The sequence below is a fragment of the Apibacter sp. HY039 genome, assembly GCF_004023655.1.
Lineage (GTDB): Bacteria > Bacteroidota > Bacteroidia > Flavobacteriales > Weeksellaceae > Apibacter > Apibacter raozihei.
Genome location: NZ_SAYM01000004.1, coordinates 187,272 through 204,197 on the forward strand (window position 1 = coordinate 187,272; position 16,926 = coordinate 204,197).

Here is a 16,926-nt window from a genome sequence, read left to right on the forward strand (position 1 = left end):
GTACGTTATTTAACTTTATTTTCTAATAATAAATAAAAAGCATATTCCAAAGCTACTTCTTTGAGCGATTCAAATCTTCCGCTGGCTCCTCCATGTCCAGCATCCATATTGGTTTCCAAAAGTAAAAGATTGGAATCAGTTTTAAGCTCTCTTAATTTGGCAACCCACTTAGCCGGTTCCCAATATTGCACCTGAGAATCATGTAGCCCTGTAGTGACCAGCATGTTAGGGTATTCTTTAGCTTCTACATTATCATAGGGGGAATAGGATTTCATGTACTCATAATATTCTTTATCGTTAGGGTTTCCCCATTCATCGTATTCTCCTGTAGTCAGAGGAATGCTGTCATCTAACATGGTAGTTACCACATCTACAAAGGGTACATCTGCCACTACCCCGTTAAACAACTCAGGAGCATAATTTACAACAGCCCCCATCAATAATCCGCCGGCACTTCCTCCATTAGCGTATAAATGCTGGGTTGAGGTGTAATCTTCATCAATTAAATACGAAGCACAATCTATAAAATCAAAAAAAGTATTTTTCTTTTTTAACATCTTCCCATTTTCATACCAGGGTCTTCCTAAATCCTCTCCTCCCCTCACATGAGCAATAGCATAGATAAACCCTCTATCCAGCAAAGACAAACGAAGAGAACTAAATGTAGGATCCATAGAATATCCATACGAACCGTAAGCGTATAAAAGCAATGGAGTTTCTTTGGATAGCGGTGTATTTTTATTTTTAACCAGAGATACAGGTATCTTTACTCCGTCTCTTGAAGTAGCCCAAAGTCTGTGAGTTTCGTAATTGTTTTTATCGAATCCTCCTAAAACCTCCTGCTCTTTTAAAATGGTTTTTTCCCGGGTTTCCATATCAAAATCAATATCACTCCAGGGGGTTGTCAGGGAAGTATATCTGTATCTAAGAATCTGGGTATCAAAATCTCTGTTTACCGATATTCCTGCTGTATAAACTTCTTCTCCGAAAGGGAGTAAATAATTTGAAGACTGATCCCAACGGGTTACTTTTATCTGAGTAAGACCATTGCTTCTTTCTTCTACTACCAGATATTTTTTAAAGAGCTCAAACCCTTCTAGTAATACTTCTTTATTATGTGGAATTACTTCTATCCAATTTTCTTTAGAAGTCTTATCTACCGGCGTTTTCATTAATTTGAAATTGAAAGCCTGATCTTTATTGGTGAGTATATAAAAATTATTTTCAAAATGATCGAAAGAATACTCCAAATTCCTTTGTCTTTTCTGAAAAATTTTCCATTCACCATCGGGATTTGAAGCGGAGATGAAACGATATTCATCGGATACCGTACTTCCGGACGATATCACAAGATACTCCATCGATTTGGTTTTACTAACATATACCGTAAAGGTTTCATCCGTTTCATGATAGATCTCAACATCTTCATTCTGGTCAGTTCCTACAACGTGTTTATATACCTTGTCAGATCTTAAGGTTTCAGAATCCTGAACACTATAAAACAAAGTTTTATTATCATTTGCCCAAACGACATTTCCGGTCGTATTTTCCAGTCGATCGGCCAGTATTTCTCCCGTTAACAGATTCTTTATCTGTATAGTATATATTCTTCTCCCTACAGTGTCTGTTGAAAAACATGCCCATTGATTATCCGGACTGATACTAATTCCTCCCAGCTGATAAAATTTATACCCGGAAGCCATCTGATTCACATCAAACATCAGTTGTTCCGGTGCATTTAAATTATCTTTTTTTCTTATATACAGAGGATATTCTCCTCCCTTCACAAACTGTGTAAGGTACCAATATCCGTTAAATTTGTAAGGCGCAGATTCGTCTTCTTCTTTTATTCTGCTTTTCATTTCTGCAAAGAGATCTTTCTGCAATTTTTGAGTGGATTGCATTTGCTCTTGGGTATAGGCATTCTCCTGTTCTAAATATTTTATTACGTCCGGATTTTCTCTATCGTTAAGCCAATAATAATTATCAATTCTTGTATCATTGTGAATGGATAATGTTTTAGGGATCTTTTTTACTTTAGGTGCCTCCATCTTTTTTGTTTCTTGTTTATTCTGCGCTTCAAAATTAAGTGGAAATAAAAACAAAGACAACAATATCAGAGTTTTTATTTGAACTAAAAAGCATCTTTTAACCAGTAATAGTTTATATATCATACTAATCTATATCTTATTTATACCAGCTAAATATAACTATTTTTTTGATCCTGAATTGATAATAAAAACAGATATGATATTACTTGAATAAAAAAACCGGCAAATTGCCGGTTTTTTAACTATAAATGATTGGTTACTTTTTTATTACTTTTTTATTCACTACCTGCCCCTGAGCTTGTACCTGTACCACGTAAACTCCCGAAGGCTGATTCTGTATATTCACATCCACTTCGGTGCTATTAGCAAACGTTTGGCTATGAATTACTGTTCCGTTGATGTTCACCACACTAAGTTTTCCTTCCGTTACACCTGTAAGCATTACTTTAAATAAGCCTGAAGTAGGATTCGGGGTAATTTTTATCTGTGATTCTGTTAGCGTTGAAGTTTGAGCTTCTATTGACTGAACTTCTACATAATTACGTCTTACGGAAGAATTTACCGATGTGTTGGCTATGGATTCTTCTGTAAATCTCGGTTGGTCTTTTGCACATCGTACTGATACACCCCAATAAGGTCTCATTGTTCGTGCCACATTCATCTCATCAGTAGTATCAGATTTTTCAAAATACAAGCCCATAGCATATTGTGATTCTGTATTAGCCATAGATGCAGTCCATAAAGCTTGTGATTTACGAGGAGTAACAACATCTCCTTGATATTTTCCTCCAAATATACCTCTTATACCTGTCCCCGGAATTTGCCCCAGATTATACTCCGGATCATTAAATATCCTGCCTCTAACTCCACCTTTATTATCATCATATGGTATTATCTGTACTTTATAATCCGAAGGCTTTATCATTCTTTCCGAATCCCAATATTCCACTTTTACCTCTTCTCCATCTTTTATTACAGTTTTTTCTTTCAGTATGTAAGGTATGTCTAGTTCTTTGCTCCAAGGAGAATTAGCCGCGCTTACACCTCCATCAGGAACTCTCCAGCCCTCCGGACACGGATCAAACGGTGACTTTACATCAGCATGCCCCCATAACTCCGGAGCTGGTTTAGGTAACCAATTGTCTAACCCACTTTTTTCAAATCCCGCAGTGAATAATAATGGATTTTCAGAAGCCTTTCTTACCGCACTCATAACCGTGGGAGTTTCCTTATAATCGGGATGTTTTGTAAAGTTACCAACATAATCCCCTGCATGAATACTTTTATACGTAATTGATCCTCCTTTATTAGATCCTAAAAAAATCATATGATCCCATTCATGAACATGTTCATTTATGAGCAAAACCTGCCCTACTTTTTGGAATGTAGGAATTGGATCTTTTCTCCCCCATTGGTAATGAAAACCTCCTGTTTCCCCATAGATAGCCGGATCACTAGAAGCAACGTTGTACTCTAAGGCTCCTAAATTCCTGTCCATAAATTCTGTAGTTAAAGGTACTAAGCCACTCTTGGTACTAAACATCAAAAAATCTTTATGAACCGATGGTTTGGTATCTGCAAATCTTTTTTCTGTGGTGTGGGTATAGGTTTTTTCTACCGGGCTATTATTGGGAACCCAAATATGCCAGCTCCATAATACCGGATCCTCTGAATTTGCATTAGCTCCGGAATGTAAGGATACCACTGCGTTTCCAGATTCATTTGCATTTACTTTTACGCGAATATCTGCATTTTCATTGGCCCCGTTAAGTTTAACGGCTTTAATCAGCTGTTTGTTTGTAGTCCAGTAAACATTGACAGATAAATTCCCCACAGGCCATTCATGATCCGTTAAGTACTGGTTGTACACAGCATAGGCTTTATTTACAGGAATAATAATTTCTTTTTCTTCCTTGCTTTTTACCTGTAAGTAACTATTAGGATTTTCAAGACCTTTTGTATACTCTTTTACTTTGGAAGCTAAATAAGTGGTTTCATAGAATCCAATTTCCTCAACTCTCGGATCCTTTGAACAACGGACAGCCCCTGCACCGCTATAGGTATCAATTGAAAACCAACCCTTTCTTCTATCAGGATAATCAGATAAATTCTGATGTGGATCAGCAATAAAATGCAACCCTCTGGTAGAGCCATTAGTGTCCATACTAGCACCCCATATATAAGTTTCTGATCCATTATCCTGAAAATGCACCTCGCCATTATTCGGTTTTTTCTTATCTGGATTTTTTACATAATTCCCTGTAAGTGGATACTCCCCTAGGTAATAATTATCTTTTCCCTTACCAAAATAAATACCCAATCCGGGATAAATTTTTGCAGACGGGTACCTGTTGTTCTTATCTACAATATCATTTTCACTTTTCCCTTCAACATAATTATAAGAATTACCCCAAGGAGAATATTTAGGATGTCCATTTCTTGCATTTGCATACGATGGAATTCTCCAGCCGGAAGGACACGGATCAAAAGGTGATTTTAATTGAGTTTCGTAAGCGGTTGAATTTTGATATCCTTTAGTATTGTCTGACCATAAATCGAATCTACGTCCATTATTATGCAAGTCTTTTGAAAACCAGTTTATATCATTACCACCAAATATATCAATGAATTTTAACGGATTTTGAATTGCATACGTTATATTTTCATTTATTTCATCACTCGGCCTAAGTATCATTACATTATTACGATAATTAAAATTATGCAGAACCCCATAGAGCAAGGTAGATATAAAGGCTGAATTACCGTCTTTATATACGGTTGGAGGAAACGGATCTTTTCTACCCCATTGGTAAATTAACCCGCCTGATTTACTCCATCCATTTCCTAAAAACGAATTGGAAGTAGCTCCCAGATTACGATCCATAAACGTATTGGTCCAATCTATATCCGGAGCATTATTTTTATAGGATATTGCATTTTTAACCGGATCATCAGTCACCCACACATGCCAGCTCCAGTATACCGGATCTTTTAACGGATCTCCTGTATTTCCGACATGAAGGGCTATTACTGCATTTCCTTTTCCTTTGGCATTGTTAATCCTTACCTGAATTTTGGAATCTTTTCCATTCTGGTCTATCGAAGCAGTGCGTACCAAGCCTTCTATATCTTCCCAGTATACCGAAGCTGAGAGTTTTCCTTCAGGTACTCCTTTTCCTTCTAAATACTCATTGGTTTTCCACACGGCATAAGCTTTCGCTACCGGTATTTCCAACCCTCCATAATTATTCGCTTTTGCAGCATCTACATCATAGATATAACTATTTGGCAATCCCTGAGCCAGCGATTCAGAATCATCTGTAATTTCGCAATAGTTAGCAAAATCACTCCATTGTTTGGCGGCTTTATATAGAGTTACTGACTCTTTGGGTACACATATTTGTATTGAATTTTTATCAATACCTTCAAATATTACTCCTTCTAAAGCTGGTGGAGTAGAATTATGGCTAACAATTTTTTGTAGTTGAGTACAATTTTTAAATGCTCTTGTTTGTATGAGATTAACCTGAGAAGGAATTTCAATTTTACTGAATGTAGCTACTTGGAAAGCATCAGTATGAATTTCTTCTATATTTTCGGGTAATTTAACTTCACCTTTAAAAGAAACAAAAGAACTCGCCGGTATAATTTTCAGGTTTGAAGGTAAAATTACTTTTCCGGAATAGTCAGAAAAAGTTCCCTGAAGCCAATAATCTGTATAAAAATTGGTTAATTTCAGATTCTTGGACAAATCTATAACAGCTACTTTTGCATTTTTAACCAAAAATTTACCTATAGATTCCAATTCCGTACAATTAGAAAAATCCAATTGGTCTATCGCAGCATTTTCAAAAACAACATGTTCAATCTTTTTTAAATTTTTAGGTAATTTAAGCAATTTAAGGGTAGAACCATAAAATGCCCCTGGTTCTATTACCTCTACTGTTACCGGTAACTCAACCTCTCCGCTAAAACCTGCAAATGAAGAGTTTTTTACTATTTTTAGATTTTCAGGTAATATTACTTTTCCAGAGTAACTGGAGAATGCTCCTTGTAGCCATCTATCCGTATGAAAATCCGTTAATTTAAGATTCTTGGATAAATCTATTACAGCGATTTTTGCATTTCTTACAAAGAATTTATTTACCTGTATTAAATCTGTACTTGCTGTAAAATCAAGATCGTTGATTGTACTGTATGTAAAAGCATTATCTGCAATTATTTTTAATGCTTTAGGTAATTGAACTTTATTTAGAGTTTTATATGCTAATGCATCTTTGGGTAATAAGCCATCTACTAAATAAACATTCAGCATATCCAAATTCTTTAGTGCAGTCATTTGACGAATGGTCAAAAAGTCTGCACTATTCAGAGTTCCTGTAAGGCTGAGATCGGTTATCTTAGCCTTATCCGTTCCTACCAGCTGGTATAGGGTTCCGGGTGTCGTCACTTCGTAGTTCTTACTAAGCTGCCCCCACGAAAGAGAAAAGCATAGAAAGAAACACAAAAGCGATAAATAATAGCTTTGTTTCATATAATATAATTTAATGTGATTTCTTATTTTTGATTAAAAACCGACTTTTGATTTTTTACTATTCCGATATGTTTTTTAGAATAAAAGAGGTAAGAGCAGAATTTGGCAGACAGTCTAAATTCATATATTTATAGTTGTTTTTTATACAATATTAGTAAAAATTTATTAATAATTCAAACACAAATGAAACAACAAATAGTGCTTGATTAGATAAAAAACAGCTTTTCAATGAACTAACTCTAAAAAAAAACCGGCAAATTGCCGGTTTTTTAACTATAAATGATTGGTTACTTTTTTATTACTTTTTTATTCACTACCTGCCCCTGAGCTTGTACCTGTACCACGTACACCCCTGAAGGCTGATTTTGTATATTCACATCCACTTCGGTGCTATTAGCAAACGTTTGGCTATGAATTACTGTTCCGTTGATGTTCACCACATTAAGTTTTCCTTCCGTGACACCTGTAAGCAGTACTTTAAATAAGCCTGACGTTGGATTCGGGGTAATTTTTATTTGAGACTCGGTTAGTGTTGAGGTTTGAGCTTCTACTGACTGAGCTTCTACATAATTACGTCTTACGGAAGAATTTACCGGTGTGTTGGCTATGGATTCTTCTGTAAATCTCGGTTGGTCTTTTGCACATCGTATAGGCATAGCTATTCTGGGATTCATATTATATCCTATATTAATTGTATTAAGATCTGGTCTATAATGCAATGCCAATGATCTATTCTCTACCCCAGGCGCCATAGTGGCTGTCCAAAGTCCTCCTATGTTTCCTGGATAATATACTCCATTTGGTTCTGAAACCTTAAGAGGATAAGCTCTAAATCCTGAAAAAGGCAATTGTCCTATATTATATGATTCTGAGGTAAATGTAACTCCTCTATCCGCAATAATAATTCCTTTATAATCTTTAGTAATACTACCTTCTATGTCTATATTTTCTTTTTTCCATGGGGAATTTTTACTATCACTAAAACCATGATCAGGTACTCTCCATCCCTCCGGACATGGATCAAAAGGTGATTTTTTGGTGGCATGCCCCCATAAGGTAGGATCTTTTTCAGGCAACCAGTTAGATTCAATTGTATTAGTTACTGGACTATATCCAGGACCGAACATAACGGTTAAAGGATTTTCCACCGATCTTTTCATAACCGATCGGTTTGAATCTCCTTCTCTGAACATATCTCTATAACTTACATCATAAACTTCATATTCAGCTATACCTAATCCATGCCAGTAAGTATTAATACTATTGCCCTTGAATATAGAGTAATTTCCAAGAAAATTTCCACCAGCAGGGTGCGTCTCGTAGGTATAAAAGGATGGTATAGGATCTTTTCTCCCCCATTGATACAACATACCTCCGGTGTGTCTATATAAGTTAGGATCTGAAGAAGCTATATCAAATTCCAGAGCTCCCAGATTTCTGTCCATAAACTCCGTTGTTAACGGAGGATAAAAACTCTCCGTATTATACGCTAGTTGTTTGAAGTCAGGCTTGCCTGCCCCAAATTTTTCCTCTGTAGTATAGCTAACCGGATTTTGAACAGGGCTGTTATTAGGTACCCAGATATGCCAGCTCCAAAGTATTTTGTCGTTAGAGTTACCGTTTACTCCAGAGTGAAGGGATACTACGGCATTCCCCGATTTGTTTGGATTTACCGTTACTTTAATGGTCGAATTTTCATTCGTTCCTTCTAACACAGGTTTTTTCAACAAATTGGTATCTGTGGTCCAATATATATTCACTGATAATTTTGCCTCTTTAGCCGGCCATTCATGATCGGTCAGATATTGGTTATACATAGCATAGGCTTTGTTTACCGGTATCTGAATGGTTTGGGCATTTTCATCTTTCACAACCATATAACTGTTCGGATTATTAATTCCTTCGGTATATTCGAGCACATCGGGTGCTAAATATTGGGTTGGATAACTGCCAATCTCGGATATACGGGTATCAATTACACAACGAACCGCTTGTCCTGAATAAGTTGCATTTGCATTCATAGACTCTATCCCAAAAAGACCCAATTTATTATTCTGACTTGCATCAGATATTATTCGTAACCCAAGTCCTCTTCCATCAATTTCTCTTATTTCATTTTTATACGCCTGAGTAGCTCCCCATAAATATGTTTCTGAAGCTTCATCCTGATAAACTATATCATCACCTGAATATCTCTTATAATGCCCGGTAAGCGATAACTGGCCTAATGGATAATTTTCTTTTCCAGATTTAAAATCCATCCCTAATCCCGGATATATTTTTACCGATGGATATCGTGCCCTTACAGATTCATTTTCTAAAGATTCCATATCTTTATTTAATGGTTCAGTTATCCCCAGCTTATATCCGTTCCCCCAAGGCGAGTAGGATGGTAGTTTTATGGTGTCTACATTAACCGAATAGGCAAAGGATGGAACCCGCCAGCCGGACGGACACGGATCAAAAGAAGATTTAAGTGCCGGTTTATAAGTCACCAATCCTGTTTTCGCCTGATTGTTATCTCCCCACAAATCGGCTCGTGCTCCTACTCCTGAAAACCAATTTAATAGGTCTTTATTACCATTTTCATTCGGATCCAATTTAACTATTCTCAGTGGATTCTGGGTTGCATACTGGATATTTTTATTTGTATCGGTACCTCCCGGTTTTATAACTGAAAAATATTGTAAACTATTTTGGATTTTACCAAACGGTAGTGTATATATTTTTGGAAAGGTATTGTCTATGTATCTCATAACAGGAAGAGGATCTTTTCTTCCCCATTGATACATTAATCCTCCGGAACGATTCCAGTCATGTCCTAAAAATGAATTAGACAAGGCTCCCAGGTTACGATCCATAAAGGTATTTGTCATTTCTCCGTTTTGATTGTTTGTATACGTCTTTCCCTGGGTAGGATCATCGGTCACCCAGACGTGCCAGCTCCAGTATACCGGATCCTGTAAAGGATCTCCTGTTGTTCCTGAATGTAAGGCTACTACTGCATTTCCTTTTCCTTTGGATTGGTTTATCATTACCTTTATCTTGGAATCTTTTCCATTCTGGTTTACAGATACTGAGCGTACCAAACCTTCCACATCTTCCCAATACAAGGAAGCTGATAAAGTTCCTTGCGGTATGCCTTTTCCTTCCAAATAGGAATTGGTTTCCCACATAGCGTATGCTTTTGCCACGGGTATTTCCAACCCTCCATAGTTATTGGCTTTCGCTGCATCTACATCATAAATATAACTGTTAGGAGCATTCACCTGTGGATCTTTTATTATTTCCGGCCCTGCTAAACAAAGATCAGTTTCAACTGATACATTAAAATTCTTCCACTGGCTGGCCTGATTGTATTTCGCTAAAGTGTTTTTTGGTACGGATAATTCAACTTTTGAAAAGTTTATCCCTTTGAATACTTCCGTTCCTAATTGTGGAGGAGTTATGGCACAGATTGAAAGTTTCTCCAACTCACCACACTCCATAAATGCCCCTGTTTCTATTATTTTTAATGATGACGGCAGATAAATTTCTTTAATTGAAGAATATTTAAACGCTTGGTTGCTTATTTTCTCCAGTCCATTTGGTAAAACTACTTCTCCTTTGAATTGAATAAAGGCTACTGGAGATAAAACTTTTAAACTCAAGGGTAAGATAACTTTACTTGTGTTATTTGTAAAGGCTCCTCCATTCCACCCTCTTAAAAAGTTTACCAACCGGGAATTTTTTGAAAAATCAAGTACGTTCTCTTCTAACTGAATGTTTGAAAACGCTAGATTATCTATGGTCTCCAAGGAACTGACCTTAGTAAAGTCTAATCGACGGGTCTTCATACTTTCAAAAGCAGAATAACCAATCTTTTTTACACTACTGGGGATGCGTAATTCCGTTGATGGTGCTGAAAGTTTAAATGATTCATTTCCTAATTCTTCTAATCCTTCTGGTAAAACTACCTCTCCTTTGAATTGAATAAAGGTTGCTGGAGATAAAACTTTTAAATTCAAGGGTAAAATAACTTTACTTGTGTTATTTGTAAAGGCTCCTCCATTCCACCCTCTTAAAAAGTTTACCAACCGGGAATTTTTTGAAAAATCAAGTACGTTCTCTTCTAACTGAATGTTTGAAAACGCTAGATTATCTATGGTCTCCAAGGAACTGACCTTAGTAAAGTCTAATCGACGGGTCTTCATACTTTCAAAAGCAGAATAACCAATCTTTTTTACACTACTGGGGATGCGTAATTCTGTTGATGGTTCTGAAAGTTTAAATGATTCATTTCCTAATTCTTCTAATCCTTCTGGTAAAACTGCCTCTCCTTTGAATTGAATAAAGGCTACTGGAGATAAAACTTTTAAATTTAAGGGTAAAATAACTTTACTTGTGTTATTTGTAAAGGCTCCTCCATTCCACCCTCTTAAAAAGTTTACCAACCGGGAATTTTTTGAAAAATCAAGTATGTTCTCTTCTAACTGAATGTTTGAAAACGCTAGATTATCTATGGTCTCCAAGGAACTGACCTTAGTAAAGTCTAATCGACGAGTCTTCATACTTTCAAAAGCAGAATAACCAATCTTTTTTACACTACTGGGGATGCGTAATTCTGTTGATGGTTCTGAAAGTTTAAATGATTCATTTCCTAATTCTTCTAATCCTTCTGGTAAAACTGCCTCTCCTTTAAATTGAATAAAGGTTGCTGGAGATAAAACTTTTAAATTTAAGGGTAAAATAACTTTACTTGTGTTATTTGTAAAGGCTCCTCCATTCCACCCTCTTAAAAAGTTTACCAACCGGGAATTTTTTGAAAAATCAAGTACGTTCTCTTCTAACTGAATATTTGAAAACGCTAAATCATTAATGGTCTCTAAATTTACTAAATGTTTAAAATCCAATTTGATTACTTTGCTTGCGTAAAATGCATAGGATGAGATAATCTTTAAAGATTTTGGTAAAACAATTTCATTTAAAGTTATCCCACTAAATGCTTCACGAGGTAGAATATTATCAACTAAATTAACGTGTAACAAATTTAAATTCTTTAGAGCATTCATTTGACGAATAGTCAAAAAATCTGCGCTATTCAGAGTTCCTGTAAGGCTGAGATCGGTTATCTTAGCCTTATCCGTTCCTACCAGCTGGGATAGGGTTCCGGGTGTCGTCACTTCGTAGTTCTTACTAAGCTGCCCCCACGAAAGAGAAATGCATAGAAAGAAACACAAAAGCGATAAATAATAGCTTTGTTTCATATAATATAATTTAATGTAATTTCTTATTTTGATAAAAACCGACTTATAATTCTTTGTTAATAAGATGTATCTTTTTAGAATAAAAGGGGTTAAAAGCAGAATTTGGCAGATATTCTAAATTCATATATTATTAGTTGTTTTTTATACAATATTAGTGAAAATTTATTATTAATTCAAACACAAATGAAACAACAAATAGTGCTTGATTAGATAAAAAAAAGCTTTTCAATGAACTAACTCTAAAAAAAAACCGGCAATTTGCCGGTTTTTTTATTTACAATTTAAATGATTTGTTATTTTTTTATTACTTTTTTATTCACTACCTGCCCCTGAGCTTGTATCTGTACCCCGTACACTCCTGAAGGCTGATTTTGAATATTCACATCCACTTCGGTGCTATTAGCAAACGTTTGGCTATGAATTACAGTTCCATTGATATTTACGACACTTAGCTTTCCTTCCGGTACACCTGTAAGCAGTACTTTAAACAAGCCTGACGTCGGATTCGGTGTTATTCTTATCTGTGATTCTGTAAGTGTTGACGCTTTTTCTTCTACTGACTGAACTTCTACATAATTGCGTCTTACGGAAGAATTTAAAGGTGGATTCATTATGGATTCCTTCGTGAATCTTGGCTGATCTTTTGCACATCTTACTTGTAATGCAGTTCTTGTAATTTCAGATGGAAAATCTAAATTATTTGCATTCTTTCTATTGTAAAAAGCAAACTTTGTAGCTAAAGCCTCTCCTTTATCTATAGCCCTATCTATCATTGCTGCAGACCATAATCCTCCCGATAAATTAATATCGTAAACTCTAAACTTCCATCGTTCAGGTTCGTCAGAATGTTTAGGTAAAATACTCATTCTTGCTCCTTGAAAAGCTATATATCCAATATTGTAGAAAGGATCATCAAATATAACTCCTCGAAATCCATTGTCAGTATCTTGTTTCGCTTCTAAAATTCTACCTTTATAATCTTCTGCTTTTTTCAATACAGGTACCCATTCGTTATTGTCATTTTTCTTGTAAGAACTTTCCTTATACCATGGAGTATTTTTTGAATCTAAAAAACCTAAATCTGGAACTCTCCAACCTTCCGGACATGGATCAAAAGGAGATTTTACTGTAGAATGCCCCCATAATTCAGGCAAAACAACTGGTAACCAATTATATGCTAAATTATCGTTACCAAAAACAATACTAGTTAAAGGGTTTTCAATAGATGTTTTTAAAATTGATTTTACGCTACGATCAATATTTGATTTTAATACATCTAAAGTAAATAAATCCAGATAATTATAATTATTATAATAGTTGGTAGGAGGAACTACTTTGTACTCCAAATTTCCTCTCAAAGTTGAACCTTTATAAATAAAATAATCACTTCCATGATAAGAATCACCATTTGTTCCAACATTATAATAAGTAGGTAGCGGATCTTTTCTTCCCCATTGATATTGCAATCCACCTGTAAGTGAATATACTGATTTATTATTAGATGAAATATCATATTCTAATGCACCTAAATCCCTATCCATAAACTCAGTAGATAAAGGGACTAAGCCTGAAGTAGTATTAAACGCTAAGAAACTGCTATAATCATTTTTAGTATCTGAATATTGCTTTTCTGTAGTATAAATATGACTTTTTACTTCGTTATTTGCAACCCAGATATGCCAACTCCAAAGTATGGGATCGCTTGAGTTCCCCTGACTTCCTGAATGTAAGGAAACAACAGCATTTCCTGATGTATTAGGTGTAATCTGAACCTCTATAGTTCCATTCTCATCTGTTCCGTGTAATAAAACACCTTTTATCAACTTATTAATTTTATTAAAATCCTTTTCATCGTTAGGCCCTATAGTCCAATAAACATTAGCAGACAAACGTCCCTGAGGCCATTGATGATCGGTTAAATATTGATTATAAATTGAAAATGCTTTATTTACTGGTATAAACACCTTTTGTTCTTTACTATTTTTAACTAACTGATAACTATTAGGATTATATAATCCTTCATCATAATTTTTAATATTCTCTGAAACATACTGAGTTGTTAAGTCGGATACAGGGGAATTTTCTTTGACACAACGAACTCCGTTAAGGCTTATTGTGTGTCCGGCTGTTAACTCTCTTGTATCAATTATGTACGCTCCTTCTCTTCCTTCATATGTATTATATTGATCTGCTATCATATGAAAAACATTAGCTGTACTGGCATCGTTTAAAGTTGCTCCCCACAAAAAGGATTCAGATCCTTCATCTTGATAAACCATTTTATCAGCATACGACATATAATGACCTGTCAAAGGATATTGACCTAAATCATAACCAGATACTCCACTGAAATCGAAACCTAAACTTGGATAAATTTTAATTCCTTTAAAAATAGTTCTTACTTTCTGAGATCTAGTATTTAACTTTGGATCAGAAAAATCTGATTGTGGGAAACCATCTGTACCAACCTTACCCCATGGTGAGGATGCATGATTATCAGTCCACATATGAGCATAAGAAGGAATCCTCCAACCTGACGGACATGGATCAAAAGGAGATTTAGGCTGTTGCTCAAATACCTGTCCAGGCATACGTTTTCCATTTGTGTTATCTGCCCACAAATCGTAAACCCTACCGTTCTTTGCATAATCACGTTCTAAATCATCTGTTATCCATGAACTTTTTGAAAGATATACTAATTTACCTTCACTATTTAATATTAGTTCTTCTTTAGGGGGAACAATAATATCAAATGGTGATTGAACCGACTGCTGTATATTTAATGCAACTTTTGATGAAATTCTAAATTGCTGAATTTTATATTCATAATTACTCCTGTTTAATTTCCCTTTATTTAATGTATTTATATGAGCCGATGTTTTGTCTTTATAAGCCATAGGTGGAAAAGGATCTTTCCTACCCCATTGGTACATTAAACCTCCGGAACGATTCCACTCATTGCCTAAAAATGAATTGGATATGGCTCCCAAGTTACGATCCATAAAGGTATTGACTAAATGATCTTTACTATCCGGATTATTATCATAGGTTTTTCCTTGTGTCGGATCATCAGTCGCCCAGACATGCCAGCTCCAGTATACCGGATCTTGTAAAGGATCACCTGTTGCACCTACATGTAAAGCAACTACCGCATTTCCTTTGCCTTTGATTTTGTTTATCATTACCTTTATTTTGGAATCTTTTCCATTCTGGTTCACAGATACCGAACGGACCAAACCTTCCACATCTTCCCAATACACGGAGGCGGAAAGAGTTCCTTCAGGAATCCCTTTTCTTTCCATAAATTCATTAGTTTCCCACATAGCATAAGCTTTTGCCACGGGTATTTCTAAACCTCCGTAATTATTTGCTTTTGCTGCATCCACATCATAAATGTAACTGTTAGGAGCATACACCTGTGGATCTTTTATAATTTCCGGCCCTGCAACACAACGATCAGTTTCAACTGTTACAGTAAAATCCTTCCACTGGCTGGCCTGATTGTATTTCGCTAAAGTGTTTTTTGGTACGGATAATTCAACTTTTGAAAAGTTTATCCCTTTGAATACTTCTATTCCTAATTGTGGAGGAGTTATAGCACAGATTGATAATTTCTCCAATTCTTTACATCCTGAAAAAGCTCCATTACCTATGTTTTTCATTGTAGAAGGTAAAAAAAGTTCTTTTACAGAAGAATTACGGAAGGCTTCTTTTTCAATTACCTCTACGGTAGAGGGGAAATTTACCTCGCCTTTGAAATTTACAAATGTATATGCTTTTACTGTTTTTAGATTTTCAGGCAAAATTACTTTTCCAGAATATCCTGAGAACGTCCCCTGATTGAAATCATCTGTATAAAAATTGGTTAGTTTAAGGTTTTTGGATAAATCTATAACTGCAATTTTTGCATTGCCTGCTAAATTTTTACCTATGGATTGCAATTCCGTACAATTCGAAAAATCTAATTCATTCAGGGTACTGTTTGAAAAAACACCATGTCCTAACGTTTTTAAATTTTTTGATAATTTAAGTGATTTAGGAGTTGATTTACTAAAGGCTTCTCTTTCTATCACCTCTACGGTAGAGGGTAAATCTACCTCGCCTTTGAAATTTACAAATGTATACGCTTTTACTGTTTTTAGATTTGCAGGTAAAATTACTTTTCCGGAATATTCTGAAAATGTACCCTCATGCCAATCATCTGTATAAAAATTGGTTAATTTAAGATTTTTAGATAAATCTATAACTCCTAGCTTCACATTGGATACCATACCTTTACCCATGGATTCCAGCTCTGTACAATTTGAAAAATCTAATTCATTAAGAATACTATTAGCAAATGCTCCATGCCCTATCGATTTTAAATTTTTTGATAATTTAAGTGATTTAGGAGTTGATTTACTAAAGGCTTCTCTTTCTATCACCTCTACGGTAGAGGGTAAATCTACCTCGCCTTTGAAATTTACAAATGTATACGCTTTTACTGTTTTTAGATTTTCAGGCAAAATTACTTTTCCGGAATATTCTGAGAACGTCCCCTGATTGAAATCATCTGTATAAAAATTGGTTAGTTTAAGGTTTTTGGATAAATCTATAACTGCAATTTTTGCATTGCCTGCTAAATATTTACCTATGGATTCCAATTCCGTACAATTCGAAAAATCTAATTCATTCAGTGTACTGTTAGAAAAAACACCATGCCCTAACGTTTTTAAATTTTTTGATAATCTAACTTTATTAAAAGTTTTATTTGCTAATGAATAGTTAGGTAATAAACCATTTACTAAATAAGCATTTAGCATATCCAAATTCTTTAGCGCAGTCATTTGACGAATGGTCAAAAAGTCAGCACTATTCAGAGTTCCTGTAAGGCTGAGATCGGTTATCTTAGCCTTATCCGTTCCTACCAGCTGGGATAGGGTTCCGGGTGTCGCTACTTCGTAGTTCTTACTAAGCTGCCCCCATGAAAGAGAAAAGCATAGAAAGAAACACAAAAGCGATAAATAATAGCTTTGTTTCATATAATATAATTTAATGTGATTTCTTACTTTTGATTAAAACCGACTTTTGATTTTTTATTATTCCAATGTGTATT

The 16,926-nt window shown here is 35.2% G+C and carries 4 protein-coding genes; all 4 read right to left on the reverse strand.

Annotated features, from left to right (window positions below; genetic code table 11):
* Positions 1–5: 5 nt before the first annotated feature.
* Positions 6–2,174, reverse strand: coding sequence for a S9 family peptidase (locus tag EQ921_RS10180; RefSeq protein WP_370449524.1), 2,169 nt, complete (start codon positions 2,172–2,174; stop codon positions 6–8).
* A 133-nt stretch (positions 2,175–2,307) separates the two neighbouring features.
* Positions 2,308–6,585, reverse strand: a complete 4,278-nt coding sequence (locus EQ921_RS10185; RefSeq protein ID WP_128331575.1) for a leucine-rich repeat protein — start codon at positions 6,583–6,585, stop codon at positions 2,308–2,310.
* A 287-nt stretch (positions 6,586–6,872) separates the two neighbouring features.
* Complete coding sequence (locus EQ921_RS10190; RefSeq protein ID WP_128331576.1) at positions 6,873–11,831, reverse strand: leucine-rich repeat protein; 4,959 nt, start codon at positions 11,829–11,831, stop codon at positions 6,873–6,875.
* Between the two features lie 293 nt (positions 11,832–12,124).
* Positions 12,125–16,852, reverse strand: coding sequence for a leucine-rich repeat domain-containing protein (locus EQ921_RS10195; protein ID WP_128331577.1), 4,728 nt, complete (start codon positions 16,850–16,852; stop codon positions 12,125–12,127).
* Positions 16,853–16,926: the final 74 nt, after the last annotated feature.

Excerpts from the sequence above, each read along its gene's own strand:
- EQ921_RS10190 (WP_128331576.1), bottom strand. The coding sequence starts at position 11,831 with ATGAAACAAAGCTATTATTTATCGCTTTTGTGTTTCTTTCTATGCATT.
- EQ921_RS10185 (WP_128331575.1), bottom strand. The coding sequence starts at position 6,585 with ATGAAACAAAGCTATTATTTATCGCTTTTGTGTTTCTTTCTATGCTTT.
- EQ921_RS10195 (WP_128331577.1), bottom strand. The coding sequence starts at position 16,852 with ATGAAACAAAGCTATTATTTATCGCTTTTGTGTTTCTTTCTATGCTTT.
- EQ921_RS10180 (WP_370449524.1), bottom strand. The coding sequence starts at position 2,174 with ATGATATATAAACTATTACTGGTTAAAAGATGCTTTTTAGTTCAAATA.